The organism is Microbacterium sp. NPDC076895, assembly GCF_040687115.1.
GTDB lineage: Bacteria > Actinomycetota > Actinomycetes > Actinomycetales > Microbacteriaceae > Microbacterium.
On the sequence record NZ_JBFBMQ010000005.1, the window covers coordinates 158,502 to 174,094 of the forward strand.

The window sequence follows — 15,593 nt, forward strand, 5'->3', positions numbered from 1 at the left end:
ATGTTTTCATCATGCCATTGAATGACGCCCAACGGCCGCTCTACGAAGTCAAGGCCAACCTGTTCAAGGGGCTCGCGCATCCGTTCCGCATCCGCATCCTTGAACTTTTGTCTTCGAGCCCAGAAGTGAGCGTGGCCGATCTGCAAGCTGAGACGGCGCTCGAGGCCTCGCACCTGTCGCAACATCTGGCGGTGCTCCGCCGCCATCGCCTCGTGCAGTCGGAGCGCCGAGGCAGCCACGTGTTCTACCGACTTGCTGATCCCCGCGTCGCCGACCTGCTCGCTGTCGCACGGGCGCTGCTCCTGAGCATGCTGGAAGCCGACAGTGCTCAGTTGGCCCACGTCGACACACTGCCCTCGTTCGGCACGGTAGCGCCATGAGCCGGGCAGGACGCTCGGCCCGGTCGCTCGCACGATCGGCGCGAGCGCTCTTGCCGAGCATCCAGGACTACCGCCGACTGCCACGCACGTGGCGGGGAGACCTCGTTGCCGGGGTCACCGTTGGAATCGTCGCGCTGCCACTCGCGCTCGGGTTCGGCGTGAGCTCCGGCCTCTCAGCTGAAGCGGGCCTGGTCACGGCGATCGTCGCGGGCATCCTGGCGGCGGTGTTCGGCGGGTCCAATGTTCAGGTTTCCGGGCCGACCGGAGCGATGGTCGTCGTTCTGGTTCCCATCGTCGCGACCCATGGTGCCGGTGCCGTGGTCGCTGTCACGGCGATCGCGGGCGTCATCGTTATCGCTGCCGGCGCTCTACGGCTCGGTCGCGCCGTTTCGTTCATCCCCTGGCCTGTCATAGAAGGGTTCACCCTGGGGATCGCAGTCATCATCTTCCTTCAACAGGTCCCGCTTCTCACGTCACCGCACGCCGTGCACGCCGGCGAACACTCGTCGAACGCGATCATCGCCGCCGTCCAATCGATCACAGATGCCGACTGGGCGTACGTTCCGTGGTCTCTGGGAGCCGCCGCGATCGTGGCCGTCATCATGCTGATTGCGCCCCGGATTCACCGCGCCCTTCCCGGTTCCCTGATCGGCATCGCCATCGTGACGGTGCTTGCCCTGATCGTCGCTACGCCGCTAGCGACGATCGGCGCCCTTCCCTCGAGCCTGCCGGCGCCATTCTTTCCCTCGCTCGACCCGGCTGTCATCGGTCAGCTGCTGCTACCCGCGCTGACAGTGGCGGCGCTTGCGGCCATCGAGTCGCTGCTTTCGGCTCGTGTTGCGGCGTCGCTTGCCGACACGGGACCCTATGACCCCGATCGCGAACTCGTCGGCCAGGGCATCGCCTCACTCGGTTCCGCACTTTTCGGGGGGATGCCTGCCACCGGCGCCATCGCGAGAACAGCGGTCAACGTGCGCTCGGGTGGGCGTACGCGCGTTGCCGCGATCACGCACGCGCTCGTCCTGCTGCTCGTTGTCCTCGTGATCTCCCAGCCCGTCGGCGCGATCCCGCTCGCTGCTCTCGCGGGGGTGCTGATGATGACAGCCGTGCGAATGGTGCATGCCTCGACGGTGCGAGCGATCATGACCTCGACTCGCGCGGATGCGATCGCCTTCGTCATCACCGCGCTCGTGACGGTGTCGTTCGATCTCATCGTTGCTGTCATCATCGGCGTTCTGTTCGCAGGAGTCATTGCGGTGCGCAGCCTCTCCCGCCAAACCGGCGTTCGCCGCGAAACCATCAACGGACCAGCTGTCGACGGGGATGAACGCATCGCGATCATCGCCATCGACGGGCCCCTCTTCTTCGCTTCCGCCGACCGCGTGTTCGAGCAGGTCGCGTCTCTCACCGATGTCTGGGTCGTCGTGCTCCGGATGTCTCAACTCGAGCTGGTGGATGCCACGGGTGCTCGGATGCTGGCCGACATCATCCAGTCGCTCGAGCGACGCGGCATCACGGTGTTGATCAAGGGGGTGCAGCCGCTTCACGACGGTCTGTTCCGGCGAGTCGGGGTCTTGGATTCCCTGCGCCACCAGAATCACCTCTTCGCTGACCTGCCCGCAGCGATAACCCACGCCCGCAGTCACATCGCGCGAGAACTCGCGGCGTAGGCTTGGGGGTTGTCGCGCCCACAACGCGCGAGGCCGTGTCGCGGCATCCCTGAACCCTCACACACTTGGGAGCATCCGAAAGTGCCTGGAGAAAACCTCACCCGCATCGAAGCGCAGGAACGTCGCGGCGTCCTTGACACGCAGTCCTATGAGGTCGAGCTCGATCTGACCACCGGCCCGGAGGTGTTCCGCTCCACCTCAACGGTGCGGTTCACCGCAACCGAAGGCGCGTCGACATTCATCGACCTGATCGCGCGGAGCGTCCACTCGATCACTCTCAACGGGCGCAGCATTCCGGCATCCGCGTTCGCGGAGTCCCGGATCGCGCTCGATGAGCTGGCCCTTGAGAACGAGCTCGTCGTCGTCGCCGACTGCGAGTACACGAACACCGGTGAGGGTCTGCACCGATTCGTCGACCCGGTCGACGGCGAGGTCTATCTCTACACGCAGTTCGAAGTGCCCGACTCCCGGCGGGTCTTCGCCGTGTTCGAGCAGCCCGATCTGAAGGCGACGTTCCAGTTCACGGTGACCGCTCCCGCGTCGTGGAAGGTGATCTCCAACTCCCCCACCCCCGACCCCGTACCCAGCGGCGAGGGCGTCGCAACGTGGGAGTTCGAGCCGACCCCACGCATCTCGTCCTACATCACTGCGCTGATCGCCGGCCCCTATGAGTCGACGTTCTCGGAGCTGACGAGCGCGTCGGGCCGCGTCATCCCGCTCGGGATCTTCGCCCGCAAGAGCCTGTGGCAGTACCTCGACGCCGACTACATCTTCGAGAAGACCCGAGAGGGCTTCGCCTACTACGAAGACAAGTTCGACTACCCGTATCCGTTCGCGAAGTACGACCAGCTGTTCGTCCCCGAGTTCAACGCCGGGGCCATGGAGAACGCGGGAGCCGTCACTTTCACCGAGGTCTACGTCTTCCGCAGCAAGGTGACGGATGCCGTCAAGGAGCGGCGCGTCGTCACGATCCTGCACGAGCTTGCCCACATGTGGTTCGGTGACCTCGTCACCATGAAGTGGTGGAACGATCTGTGGCTCAACGAGTCGTTCGCGGAGTGGGCCTCCACGATCGCAACGGCCGAGGCCACCGAGTGGACCGAGGCGTGGACGACCTTCAACGCGATGGAGAAGACCTGGGCCTACCGCCAGGACCAGCTCCCCTCGACGCACCCCGTCGTCGCGGAGATTCGCGACCTCGAAGACGTTCAGGTGAACTTCGACGGCATCACCTACGCCAAGGGCGGCTCGGTGCTCAAGCAGCTGGCCGCCTGGGTCGGGATCGACGAGTTCTTCGCCGGGGTGGGCGCCTACTTCCGTAAGCACGAATACGGCAACACGGAACTTCGCGACCTGCTGACCGAGCTGGAGACGACCAGCGGGCGCGAGCTGACCGAGTGGTCGAGGAAGTGGCTCGAGACCGCGGGCGTCAACACCCTCTCCCCCGCGATTGTCGAGGCCGCCGATGGCACGATCTCGGCGTTCAAGATCGTTCAGACCGCCCCTTCTGACTACCCGACCATCCGCCCCCACCGGCTCGGCGTCGGCTTCTACGACCTCCAGAACGGTGAGCTCGTGCGCACGCACTTCACGGAGTTGGATGTCGATGGCGACCTCACGGACGTTCCAGAGCTCGTCGGTCTCGCCCGGCCCGACCTGGTGCTCCTGAACGACCACGACCTCGCGTACGCGAAGATCCGTCTCGACGAGCGCTCCCTGCAGACGGCGATCGACCATCTCTCGAAGATCTCCGACCCGCTTGCCCGGTCGCTGGTCTGGGGCGCGGCGTGGGATCAGACGCGGGATGCCGAGGCCTCAGCATCCGACTACATCGACCTGGTCCTGGGGAACATCGGCTCCGAGACCGAGTCGACCACGGTGCGCACCACGCTCGCGCAGTTGCAGCTGGCGGCGAACTCCTACGTGAGCCCCGACAAGCGTGACGCGTCACGACAGAAGGTCGCCGACGGACTGTGGACGCTGGCTCAGGCCGCGGATGCCGGAAGCGACAGCCAACTGCAGTTCGTCACGGCGTTCGCAAGCTCAGCTGCGACCCCGGAACACTGGGAGACCGTGCGAGCCCTGCGCGCCGGCGAGATCAGCCTCGACGGGCTCACGATCGACACCGACCTGTCGTGGCAGCTACTCGTGTCGCTGGCTGCAGGCGGGGTCATCACCGAGGGCGTCATCGACGAGGCGCTGGCCGCAGATAACACGGCCAAGGGCGCTGAGTTCGCCGCGCAGGCCAAGGCTGCGCTGCCGACCCCCGAAGCGAAGAGTGCTGCATGGTCGTCGTTGGTCGATTCCGATCGCCTGCCCAACACGCTCGTGCGTGCCGCAGGTCTCGGCTTCACGCACCCTGCCGGTGTGCTGCTTCTCGATGAGTTCGTTGACCAGTACTTCGCGATGCTGCTTCCGGTCTGGGAATCACGTACGTACAAGATCGCTGAGTACCTTGTGCTCGGCCTGTACCCCGCGCCCTTGGCGAACGCCGCGCTTCGCGACGCGACGCGAACGTGGCTCACCGCCAACCCGGCAGCGCCGGCAGCACTGCGCCGACTCGTGGCAGAGAACCTCGCCGGGGTCGAGCGTGCCCTGGCCGTGCAGGAGCGCGACGCGCACTGAGCCCCACCCGCACGACCCGCGCCCCGAGTGATCCGGTATCACTCGGGGCGCGGGTCCTAGGATTCGACTGATGCACAGGTTCGAAACGGCACCCGCCCCGAGTACAAGCCTCTGGGACGACTTTGTGAAGCTGCTCGGTGAGATCGGCGGCACGCTTCTGCAGATCGCCATCGTCCTCGCGAGCGCCGTGGTGGTCGTCTGGGTGCTGCGCCTGATCATCCGACGAGTCGTTCGCCGGATCGTCGAAGGCGCCAAGTCCCGTGCTCGCGTCGATGACACACAGGCACTCGAGCGGTCGCCGCTGGCATCCGTTCGCTTGGTGCAGCGCACCCGCACGCTCGGGTCCATCATGCAGAACATCGTCAACGTGACCGTCGTCATCGTCGCGATCCTGCTGATCATCCTGATCCTCGCCGGCCCACAGGTGATGGGCTCGTTCACGCTGCTGAGCGCAGCCATCGGGGCAGGCCTCGGATTCGGCGCCCAGAACATCGTCAAGGATGTGCTCAACGGGATCTTCATCGTCGCCGAAGACCAGGTCGGCATCGGCGACGTCGCCGACCTCGGCCTTGCCACGGGTGTCGTCGAGTACGTCAGCGTGCGCATCACGCAGGTGCGTGACGTCAACGGAACGCTGTGGTTCGTGCGTAACGGCGAGATCACCCGCATCGGCAACATGTCTCAGGGGTGGTCACGCGCGATCATCGACCTTGCCGTGCCCGTCGACGCCGACGTGGACGAGGTCGAACAAGCGATGCTCGACGCCGCACGCGCCCTCGCGCAGGAGCCGAAGTGGCGCAGCCGCATCATCGAGGAACCCGAGGTCTGGGGACTGGAATCGGTGTCGGGCGACGCCCTCGTCATCCGGATCGTCATCAAGACGCGGGCCGGGGCGAAGGATGACGTCGCCCGCGAACTGCGCATGAGGCTCAAGCGCGCGATCGACAGCCTGGGTCTGACCCTGCCGCAGATGAACTCGATCATGCTGTCGGGTCTCGAGACTGCCGGCCGGGTGCGCGGGGCCAATCCACCCCGGACAAAGCCGACGCCGGTCGCGCATCCTGGGGTTCCGGATCGGCCCGTTTGGCGCGCCAAGCGAACGAGCAAGAAGACGGATGCCGACTCTGAAGCATCCGAGGAAGCAGAGAAGTGAGCACGCCCGAGCAGCAGTCCTTCTACGAGGCGGTGGGCGGACACGAGACGTTCGTGCGTATCGTCGACGGCTTCTACCGAGGGGTAGCGGATGACCCCGTCTTGCGTCCCATGTACCCCGAAGAGGACCTCGGGCCGGCTAAAGAGCGTCTGCTGATGTTCCTCGAGCAGTACTGGGGCGGGCCGACGACCTACAGCCAGCAGCGCGGGCACCCCCGCCTGCGGATGCGGCACGCACCGTTCCACGTCAATCCCGACGCGCGTGACAGATGGCTCGCACACATGCGCGCCGCCGTCGACGAGGCCGGGTTGTCGCCCCTGCACGAAGAACTCCTCTGGGACTACCTCAGTCGCGCCGCACATGCCATGGTGAACACGTTCGAACGAACCGAGATCGGGCCGGGGGCGGGCGGTCGCACAGACATTCCGCTGGCGTCAGAGAACTGACGCGCAGGACGACGGCATTTCACGACAAGGGAGTCGCATGACCGAAGCATCCGTTCACCGCACCGACGTCCTCGTGATCGGATGGGGGTTGGCTGGGCTTGTCGCCGCCGCAGAGGCTGTCGCGGCTGGCAAGCGCGTCACCGTCCTCGACCAGGAGCCGCGCACGAACCTCGGCGGGCAGGCATGGTGGTCGTTCGGCGGACTGTTCTTCGTCGATTCGCCCGAACAACGGCGGATGGGCATCCGCGACAGCCTCGAACTGGCACGACAGGACTGGTTCGGCACGGCGGGCTTCGACCGCCCCGAGGATGCCTGGCCCCGCCGCTGGGCCGAGGCCTACCTCGAGTTCGCCGCCGGCGAGAAGCGCAGTTGGCTCCGCGAGCGGGGGGTTGGCTTCTTCCCCGTCGTCGGGTGGGCAGAGCGTGGCGGCTACACCGCCGGAGGCCCCGGAAACTCGGTGCCCCGCTTCCACATCACGTGGGGAACCGGCCCCGGGCTTGTCGCACCCTTCCAGGCGGCACTCGAGGATGCCGAGCGTGACGGGATGCTGATCGTGCTCGCTCGCCACCGCGTGACCTCACTCACGGTGCGAGACGGTGCAGTGACGGGGGCTGCCGGCGATGTTCTCGCGCCCTCCAGCGCCGCCCGTGGTGTGGAAACCTCACGGGATGTCGTCGGAAGCTTCGAGATCGAGGCTGGCGCCACGATCGTCGCATCCGGAGGCATCGGCGGGAACCACGACCTGGTGCGCAGGTGGTGGCCCGAGCGACTGGGGACGGCCCCCGCAGACATGGTCACGGGTGTGCCCGCATACGTCGACGGCGCCATGCTCGACGTCACCGAGGCCGCGGGCGCAAACCTCATCAACCGCGACCGCATGTGGCACTACGTCGAGGGCATCCAGAACTGGGATCCGATCTGGCCGCTGCACGGCATCCGCATCCTGCCCGGTCCGTCCTCGATCTGGCTGGATGCCACGGGGGCGCGCCTCCCCGTGCCACTGTTTCCGGGCTTCGACACGCTCGGCACCCTCGCGCACCTTCGCGCGACCGGCCACGACCATTCCTGGTTCGTGTTGTCACAGCGGATCGTCGAGAAGGAATTCACACTTTCGGGCAGCGAGCAGAACCCCGACCTCACCGGCAAAGACGTGCGACTGTTGCTGCGCTCACGGCTCGGAAAGGGCGCTGCGGGACCCGTGCAAGCGTTCATCGACCACGGTGCCGACTTCGTCATCCGCGACGACCTCGACAGCCTCATCGAGGGCATGCGGGAGCTCCCCGGCGGCGACGCCTTGGATGCCGACCGTGTGCGCTTTGAGGTCGAGGCGCGCGACCGCGAGATGGACAACGACTTCACCAAGGATGCACAAGTGGCGATGCTGCGCTCGGCGCGCGCGTACCGCGGCGATCGGCTCGTGCGAACCGCCGCACCGCACCGCATCACCGACCCCGACGCCGGTCCGCTCATCGCCGTCAAGCTCCACGTGTTGACGCGCAAGTCGCTCGGCGGCATCGAGACTGACCTGTCCGGGCGGGTGCTCGGAGCCGGCGGCGAGCCGATCGAGGGTCTGTTTGCCGCGGGCGAGGCCAGCGGGTTCGGCGGCGGCGGCGTGCACGGCTATCGCGCGCTCGAAGGCACCTTCGTCGGAGGATGCCTGTTCTCGGGCCGCGCGGCTGGACGGGGCGCAGCAGCGGCCGTGTGACCGAGTCACGCGGCCTGACGTCAGGCCAGTCCGCCGTCCACCGAGCGACCGTACGCTGACGGCTCGTCGCGGACCATGACCGGCGTGTCGCGGTTGAGGCTCTCGCCGCGGAAGAACGACTTCGCGCGCGGGAAGAGGAACCACAGGAACATCAGCAGCACGCCGAAGGCGAGCGCGCCGACTCCCAGAACGAACGTGCCGCCGACGCCGAAGAGCACCGTGTACCCGTAGTCGACGTTGTACATGTCGATGGCCGACTGCACGAAGGCGTAAGTCAGCATCAGCGCACCGAGCAGCGGGAACAGGAACTTGTAGAAGAAGTTCCGCCGTGAGGTGAACAGTTCGCGACGGAAGTACCAGACGCACGCATAGCCAGTGATGCCGTAGTAGAACGCGATAGCGAGCCCGAGCGAGAGGATCGAGTCCTGCAGGATGTTGTCGCTGATGAGCGTCATCCCGACGTAGTACACGACCGCGACGATCCCCATGACCAGGGTCGAGAACGATGGCGTCTTGAAGCGCGGATGCACTGTCGCGAACCGCTTGGGGAGAGCGCGGTAGGCAGCCATCGCGAGGGTGCCACGAGCTGTCGGAAGGATCGTCGTCTGCGTCGACGAGATCGCCGAGACCATGACCGCGACGACCAGCACCCACCCGACCGGGCCGAGAAGGCCATCCTTGATCGCGATGAAGAAGTCGTCGGCGTTGGTCTCGTTTCCGAGGCCCGTCGGGCCGTCACCGAGTCCGGCGTACATCATCGCCGCGATCGTCACCGCGACGTAGGTGAACAGCAGGATAACTGTCGTGAGCAGTGCTGCGCGGCCCGGGATTCGCCGCGGATCCTTCGTTTCTTCGTTGAGCGCCAGCGTCGTGTCCCAGCCCCAGTAGATGAACAGCGCAAGCAGGATCGCCTGGACGAAGCCACTCCAGTCGCCGATCGCGAACGGGTTCAACCACGACCACTCGAACGGCGTCGGATCGGGTGCGCTGCCGGCGAAGAAGTGCCACAGCGCTGCGACGATGAAGATCGCGAGTGCGAGATACTGCAGGCCCAGCAGGATGTTCTGAACCCTTTCGCCGATCTCGACGCCTCGCCAGCTGATCCACGTCATCGCCACGATAAAGACGACACCGGTTGCCGTCACCAACACGGCGTTATCGGCCAAGAGCGCATCCTCGGGGCTGCCGACGATGCCGTCGATAAGCGCCCAGAAATAGATCCCGCTGATCTGCGCGAGATTCGCAAGGACGACCATCCCGGCCACAGCGACGCCCCAACCTCCCATCCATCCCACCCACGGGCCGAATGCTTTCGTTCCCCAGGTGAAGGTGGTGCCGCAATCCGGGATCTCACGGTTGAGTTCCCGGTATGCGTAGGCGATGAAGAGCATCGGCACGAACGCCAGCACGAAGATGATCGGTGCCTGCGCGCCCACCGCGATGACGATGAACCCGAGTGTTGCGACCAGCGAATACACGGGTGCGGTTGATGCCAGTCCGATGACGGTGGATCCCCACAGGCCCAGGGTGCCGGCGGCCAGCCCCTTTCCCTCGGGAGCCGTGAAGGTAATCGGTGCAGTCGCCATTCCGTCACCGTAGGGGTACGGCGAATTCGGGGTCAAGCATCCGTTGTCATCGACGCTTACCTGGCCGCTTGTGCCGCGCCCGATTCGCGCGAGTTTGCTGCGGATCCGCGCACCAGAACATGCCCGCGGCGAAGCGACAACCGCCGCCATGGTCCCGATTCGCGCAGTGGCACGCTCTCGGCATCCTGTCCCAGAAAGCCGAGCACCTTGGACACGAACCCGACCCCGCGCGGTATGCCTCCAAGGGCAGCATCCGGCGCTCCCCACACCGCTGCACGGATCTGACGCACGACATCCTCGCCCGCATTGGAGGGGACGGATGTCGCAACCTCCTCCATGCCGCGGTGGGCCGCCGCGACCAGATCGGTCGACGCGATCTCACCGGTTACCGTCCATCCCGACGCCGGTGGGGAGATACCGGCCCAGGCCGCGCGCAGGCCCGCGTCGGGCAGCTCGAGTGTGACGCCGTGCGCCCGCAATGATGCGCCGTCGACGACCAGGTCGCATTCGAGTTCCGGGTCGGCGGCCAGAACGCGAACGCCGAGAATGGTCGGTGAGGTGTCGAGGATGCCGCGCGGCGCAATCGGTGCGCAGGTCATGACGAGGATGCCGCTGCTTGCCCGCAACCGCACAGCACCGTCGCCGACGCGCGCTGCGCGGGAAGCGAAGGTCTGCGCGTCCACGGCGGTCTCGGCATCGGCGAGATTCAGGGGCGTCGGCATCCGACCTAAACTACCAAGCGGAACACGAGCCGCGTTCGCGGCCACACCAGCACCTCTGGGAGACCCGATGACCAACGACGCCCCGAACCATCATGGCGAGGTCGTGGAAGCTGATCCGGTCGCCTCGCTTCTGGCCGTTCTCACGCTTTCTTCCAACGGGGCACGAACGACCGAGGACATCTTCACCGGCGTTTCCCAATCCATGCCCCTCGGGCGGGTGTACGGCGGTCAGGTACTCGCGCAGTCGATCGTAGCGGCATCCCACACGCTGCCGCCCGGACGAGTCGTCCACTCGATGCACGGGTACTTTCTGCGCCCGGGTGACTCGTCGGCAGGAATCACCTTCGCGGTCGACCGAATTCACGACGGGCGATCGTTTTCGACCCGGCGAACGCAGGCATACCAGGACGGCGTACCGATCTTCTCGATGATCTCGTCCTTCCAGGATGAGGGTCCGGGCCTCGAACACGCGACGCCGATGCCCGCGGACATTCCACGCGCCGACGAACTCCCCGACCTCGAAGAACACCTGGTCGGTCTGCATCCGAGGAACAAGCGCATGTTCACCGACCGGCCGCTCGAGGTGCGCCATGTCCCCGGCCCGATCTATCTGCGCGTGGATGGCGAGCATGTTCCCCACCAAGCGGTGTGGGTCCGAACCCGGCGTTCCTTGCCAGACGACCCGGCGCTCCACCGCGCTGCACTGGCCTACCTGAGCGATATGACGATCCAGGAATCCGTGCTTCGCGCCCACGGCGTCGCTTGGTCGACACCGGGGTTGAAGGTCGCCAGTCTTGACCACGCCATGTGGTGGCACCGGTTCGCGCGAGTCGACGATTGGCTGCTCTACGTTCAGGAGTCCCCCAGCGCTCGCGGCGGCCGCGGGCTCTCCAACGGAAGGATCTATTCCTCCGACGGAACACTTGTCGCCAGCGTCGCGCAGGAGATCACGATCCGCGTACCTCGGGATCGAGACTGATCGGATCAGCGACGGTGGCCGTACCGCAGCGGCTCGGCGACGAACGGTGACCACGCATCGCGCTCAACGTCACTGAGACGCAAAGGCCTGCCCGTTTCGGCATCCACCTTGACGACGACTGTCGTCGCGCGCGCGTAGACCTGCTGACCGCTCTCGCCGGCAGTCTCGCGCGGGCTGCATACCTCGTAGCACACGTCGATGCTGGAGCCGCCGAGCCTGCCGAACCACAGCTGCACATCGAGCGGATGCCGCTGGTACGGAACCGGGAGCAGATACTCGATCTCCTGCCGGGCGATCAGCGTGAGGACGCCCGCGTGCAGACTCGAGTCCATGACGGCGGTCGGTGGTGCGATCTCGCCGGCGCCGGGCCGCCAGAACGCGCGAACCCGCGCCTCCTCAAGCAGCTTGAGCATCGACGTGTTGTTGACGTGATTGAACGCGTCGAGGTCGCCCCAGCGCAGGTGAATCGGCAGGTGGATCCGAGCTCCGCCGGCCTCCGGCGCATCCGTGTCCGTCATCGCAGAGTCAGTCACGGGTGAGCTTGCGGTAGGTGGAGCTGGCACGGTTCAGCGCATCCGGTCCCAGACGCTCGAGCTTGTTCTTCTCGTAGGCCTCGAAGTTGCCCTCGAACCAGTACCAGGCATCCGGCTTCTCGTCGGTGCCTTCGTACGCGAGGATGTGGGTCGCGATGCGATCGAGAAACCACCGGTCGTGGGTGATGACCACCGCGCAGCCCGGGAACTCGAGCAGAGCGTTCTCGAGAGACTGGAGTGTCTCGACATCGAGGTCGTTCGTCGGCTCGTCAAGCAGCAGGAGGTTTCCGCCCTCCTTGAGGGTGAGGGCCAAGTTGAGGCGGTTCCGCTCACCACCGGAGAGGACTCCGGCCTTCTTCTGCTGGTCAGGCCCCTTGAAGCCGAACTTCGACACGTAAGCGCGCGAGGGGATCTCCGTCTTGCCCACCGTGATGATGTCGAGCCCGTCGGACACGACCTCCCAGAGCGTCTTGGTGGGGTCGATGTTCGAGCGCGACTGGTCGACATAGCTGATCTTGACGGTCTCGCCGATCTTCAAGTCGCCGCCGTCGAGAGGCTCGAGGCCGACGATGGTCTTGAACAGCGTCGTCTTACCCACACCGTTGGGCCCGATGACACCGACGATTCCGTTCGGGGGAAGGCTGAAGCTCAGTCCGTCGATGAGCGAGCGACCGTCGAAACCCTTCTTGAGCTTCTTGGCCTCGATGACAACGCTTCCGAGGCGCGGCCCCGCCGGAATCTGAATCTCTTCGAAGTCGAGCTTGCGGGTGCGCTCGGCCTCGGCAGCCATCTCTTCGTAGCGAGCCAGACGCGCCTTCGACTTGGCCTGACGCCCCTTCGCGTTCGAGCGGACCCAGTCGAGCTCTTCCTTCAGGCGCTTGGCGAGCTTGGCGTCCTTCTTGCCCTGGACATCCAGTCGCTCGGCCTTCTTCTCGAGGTACGTCGAGTAATTGCCCTCGTAGCCGATGAGACGGCCGCGGTCGACCTCGGCGATCCACTCGGCAACGTTGTCGAGGAAGTACCGGTCGTGGGTGATGGCGATCACAGCGCCCGAGTACTTCTGCAGGTGCTGTTCGAGCCAGAGCACGCTCTCGGCGTCGAGGTGGTTCGTCGGCTCGTCCAGCAGCAGAAGATCGGGCTTCTGCAGCAGGAGCTTCGTGAGTGCGACACGGCGCTTCTCACCACCCGAGAGCTGCGCGATCTGAGCATCTGCGGGGGGCGTGCGCAGCGCGTTCATGGCCTGGTCCAGCTGCGAGTCGAGGTCCCACGCGTCTGCCGCGTCGATCTCTTCCTGCAGGGCGCCCATCTCTGCCAGCAGGCTGTCGAAGTCGGCATCAGGGTCGCTCATGAGACCCGAAATCTCGTTGAAGCGATCCAGCTTGGCCTTGACGGCGATGCCGTCCTGGATGTTCTCGAGGACCGTCTTGGACTCATCGAGCTCGGGCTCCTGCATGAGGATGCCGACGCTGAACCCCGGAGTGAGCGTCGCCTCTCCGTTGGACGGGGTGTCAAGGCCCGCCATGATCTTCAGGATCGTCGACTTTCCGGCACCGTTGGGGCCGACCATTCCGATCTTCGCTCCCGGAAGGAACGCCATCGTCACGTCGTCGAGGATCAGCTTCTCGCCCACAGATTTACGGGCGCGGACCATCTGATAGATGTACTCAGCCATAGCTGGACCAGTCTACGGGCCGCCTGCCCGTAGCCCGCGCCTCACCAATCGATGGGTCGGGTGTCTCCGACGAGACAGCGACCAGTCTGCAAGCCGGGCATGACAGCCGTCACCGGGTCTCCTGTCGAGGGGCCGACTTGTCCGACAAGGCACTCCTCGCCCCACCGAACCGAGAACTGGATACTCTCCGCAGGGTTACCGACGGTCGATTCGTCGTAGGTGACCTCCATCGCCGACTTGTCGAACCCCGCCTGAGTGAGGCCGTCGATGTAGGCGCGTCCCTGGAAGCGCTGATCGGTTGCCCACACGGCGGCGACGACGTCGGCGAAGAATGGCAGCGCCTCATCCGCGGTCGTCGCCTCGCTCAGCTGTTGCGGTGCAGCAGAGCTCGTCTCGGTTGGTGTCGGGGTGATGCTCACCGTGGGGGTCGGCGACGGGGTGAGAACCGGTGTGCATCCCGTGAGTGCTCCGGCCACGATGGCTGCTCCGAGCAGCCCGACGATGCCGCCGGCTCGGCGAGATCTTGCCGGCACGAGCCGCGGTGTCAGTCGATCGGCGCACACGCAGAGGAGTCTAGAGCCCCTCCGCCGACTGCACGCTGGGAGGCTAGAACGGTGTCTCGCCACCGACCGGGACAGCCGGGGCGGCACTGTCGAGGCCCGGTGCCGCCCAGGCATCCTCAGCTTCGCCCGGGCTCGACGGCGAAGCAGACGCGTTAGCCCCCGTGGCCTGCTTCGTGTAGGACGTGGTTCCCCACCGCAGGTCGTGGCCGACCGCTTCGGCATCGATGTCGATGCTGACTCCCTTCTTGCCTCCGGATTCCCAGGGGCGAAGACGTAGCCGGCCCGTAACCACCAGCGGCTCGCCCTTCGTGACCGAAGCCGCGATGTGTTCGGCAAGTCCCCGGAAAGCGGAGACGTTGTACCAGTTCGTGCCGTCGTCGACCCAGGTGCCCGTCGAGCGGTCGAGGCGCCGCTGCGCGCTCCCGAGCCGAAAGTTCACGACGGCGAGCCCTCCTGCCGTGACCTTGAACTCCGGGTTTCCCGCGACGTTTCCCGTAACGGTGATGGTGTCCTGCATTTCTCCCTTTCCCGCCCAGACCCGTTCCGGGCTGCGCTGGTACCCGAGTGCCCGTCGGGTACCAGCGCTGAGATCAGGCTCGCCGACCAGCGCGCCCGGTGGAGCACGACCCTGCTCAGGAGTGGACAGGTGCCGCGCGAGGACGGCTGGGGAGGATGCCTCAGGCCGTGACGTACTCCGAGAAGCGCGCCCGCACCTTGTTCACCTTGGGAACCGCGACAGCCAGGCAGTACCCCTGCGTGGGGTTCTTCGCGAAGAAGTCCTGGTGATACTCCTCCGCGGCGTAGAACTCACCGAGGGGCTCGATCGTGGTGACGATGCCGCCATCCCACCACTCGGCCGCGCGATCGCGCGCAGCCGCGAAGAGCTCCCGCTGGTGGTCGTCGGCGGGAAACATCGCGCTGCGGTACTGGGTGCCGACGTCATTACCCTGTCGGTTCAGCTGCCGCGGGTCGTGCATCGTGAAAAAGGCATCCAGGATCACGTCGTCCGAGATGACGTCGGGATCGAAGGTGACCGCGACGGCCTCGGCGTGCCCCGTGCGGCCCGTGCAGACAAGCTCATAAGAGGGGTTCTCGACGGTGCCGCCGACATAGCCCGAAACGACCGACGACACTCCGCGAAGAGCACGGTAAGCCGCGTCGAGACACCAGAAGCAGCCGCCTGCGAGAACGAACGTGTGCATGATTTCTCCTTGTTGTGGCGCCGGGTTCTCGGCGCCACTGAACACAACAGTCTCCCGCGAACTGCTGTTCCCCGCGACGTGTCGGTGGTCGGATCTATGTTCGATCGCGGAGGGAGACACAGATGCAGGCATCACGCATACAGCTCATACCGATCGGAATCGATGCTTGGCGCGTTGTCGATCCCGGCCGCGGCCCCATCGGTCACGTGCGCGTCGGTCGAGACGCCCAGGGCGAGCATTTCTCCGTCAAGCGCTTCCATCCGAGCGACCGGCGATTCCATGCGCTCGGACAGTTCGGGAACCGGGATGACGCCATCGACGCGCTCCTGTTGTCGACCTGACATCTGACCCGAGGCC

Annotated in this window: 15 protein-coding genes; 8 read left to right on the forward strand and 7 right to left on the reverse strand. The window is 65.8% G+C overall.

The genetic code is table 11. The features are described from left to right. Positions 1 to 11 precede the first annotated feature (11 nt). The 6 genes from AB0O89_RS06315 (at position 12) to AB0O89_RS06340 (ending at position 7,979) form a co-directional block, all read left to right on the forward strand. Entirely contained in the window at positions 12 to 380 is a 369-nt protein-coding gene (locus AB0O89_RS06315) for a metalloregulator ArsR/SmtB family transcription factor (RefSeq protein ID WP_300590372.1), read from the forward strand. After that, the gene (locus AB0O89_RS06320) at positions 377 to 2,050 is read left to right on the forward strand and encodes a SulP family inorganic anion transporter (RefSeq protein ID WP_363495218.1); all 1,674 of its coding nucleotides are present in this window, start codon (positions 377 to 379) and stop codon (positions 2,048 to 2,050) included. Before AB0O89_RS06315 ends, AB0O89_RS06320 begins: the two co-directional genes overlap by 4 nt. 81 nt (positions 2,051 to 2,131) lie before the next feature. Then, positions 2,132 to 4,675, forward strand: a complete 2,544-nt coding sequence (pepN, locus tag AB0O89_RS06325; protein WP_363495221.1) for an aminopeptidase N — start codon at positions 2,132 to 2,134, stop codon at positions 4,673 to 4,675. Between the two features lie 70 nt (positions 4,676 to 4,745). Further along, positions 4,746 to 5,828, forward strand: coding sequence for a mechanosensitive ion channel domain-containing protein (locus AB0O89_RS06330; protein ID WP_363495224.1), 1,083 nt, complete (start codon positions 4,746 to 4,748; stop codon positions 5,826 to 5,828). Continuing rightward, complete coding sequence (locus tag AB0O89_RS06335) at positions 5,825 to 6,274, forward strand: globin (RefSeq protein ID WP_363495227.1); 450 nt, start codon at positions 5,825 to 5,827, stop codon at positions 6,272 to 6,274. The genes AB0O89_RS06330 and AB0O89_RS06335 overlap by 4 nt, the downstream gene beginning before the upstream one ends. A gap of 37 nt (positions 6,275 to 6,311) precedes the next feature. Next, on the forward strand, positions 6,312 to 7,979 hold the full coding sequence (locus tag AB0O89_RS06340) for an FAD-binding dehydrogenase (RefSeq protein WP_363495230.1): 1,668 nt from the start codon (positions 6,312 to 6,314) through the stop codon (positions 7,977 to 7,979). A gap of 20 nt (positions 7,980 to 7,999) precedes the next feature. Here AB0O89_RS06340 and AB0O89_RS06345 read toward each other — a convergent pair whose 3' ends face one another. Together AB0O89_RS06345 and AB0O89_RS06350 are read right to left on the reverse strand one after the other, a co-directional pair. Beyond that, positions 8,000 to 9,565 (reverse strand): APC family permease, encoded by a 1,566-nt coding sequence (locus AB0O89_RS06345; RefSeq protein ID WP_363495233.1) that lies wholly within the window; start codon positions 9,563 to 9,565, stop codon positions 8,000 to 8,002. Positions 9,566 to 9,621: 56 nt separating this feature from the next. Further along, complete coding sequence (locus tag AB0O89_RS06350) at positions 9,622 to 10,287, reverse strand: hypothetical protein (RefSeq protein ID WP_363495236.1); 666 nt, start codon at positions 10,285 to 10,287, stop codon at positions 9,622 to 9,624. Between the two features lie 67 nt (positions 10,288 to 10,354). Here AB0O89_RS06350 and AB0O89_RS06355 point away from each other — a divergent pair, with 67 nt between their 5' ends. Continuing rightward, the gene (locus tag AB0O89_RS06355; protein WP_363495239.1) at positions 10,355 to 11,266 is read left to right on the forward strand and encodes an acyl-CoA thioesterase II; all 912 of its coding nucleotides are present in this window, start codon (positions 10,355 to 10,357) and stop codon (positions 11,264 to 11,266) included. 5 nt (positions 11,267 to 11,271) lie between these two features. Here AB0O89_RS06355 and AB0O89_RS06360 read toward each other — a convergent pair whose 3' ends face one another. The 5 genes from AB0O89_RS06360 to msrA form a co-directional block, all read right to left on the reverse strand. Beyond that, positions 11,272 to 11,784 (reverse strand): thioesterase family protein, encoded by a 513-nt coding sequence (locus AB0O89_RS06360; RefSeq protein WP_363495348.1) that lies wholly within the window; start codon positions 11,782 to 11,784, stop codon positions 11,272 to 11,274. A gap of 7 nt (positions 11,785 to 11,791) precedes the next feature. After that, complete coding sequence (gene ettA, locus AB0O89_RS06365; protein WP_363495242.1) at positions 11,792 to 13,471, reverse strand: energy-dependent translational throttle protein EttA; 1,680 nt, start codon at positions 13,469 to 13,471, stop codon at positions 11,792 to 11,794. Between the two features lie 41 nt (positions 13,472 to 13,512). Then, entirely contained in the window at positions 13,513 to 14,034 is a 522-nt protein-coding gene (locus AB0O89_RS06370; protein ID WP_363495245.1) for a hypothetical protein, read from the reverse strand. 43 nt (positions 14,035 to 14,077) lie between these two features. Then, a complete protein-coding gene (gene ssb / locus AB0O89_RS06375) occupies positions 14,078 to 14,551 on the reverse strand; it encodes a single-stranded DNA-binding protein (protein WP_363495248.1) in 474 nt (157 codons plus the stop codon). Positions 14,552 to 14,711: 160 nt separating this feature from the next. Further along, the gene (msrA, locus tag AB0O89_RS06380; protein ID WP_363495251.1) at positions 14,712 to 15,236 is read right to left on the reverse strand and encodes a peptide-methionine (S)-S-oxide reductase MsrA; all 525 of its coding nucleotides are present in this window, start codon (positions 15,234 to 15,236) and stop codon (positions 14,712 to 14,714) included. 122 nt (positions 15,237 to 15,358) lie between these two features. Here msrA and AB0O89_RS06385 point away from each other — a divergent pair, with 122 nt between their 5' ends. Then, positions 15,359 to 15,577, forward strand: a complete 219-nt coding sequence (locus AB0O89_RS06385; protein WP_363495254.1) for a hypothetical protein — start codon at positions 15,359 to 15,361, stop codon at positions 15,575 to 15,577. The last annotated feature ends 16 nt before the right edge of the window (positions 15,578 to 15,593 follow it).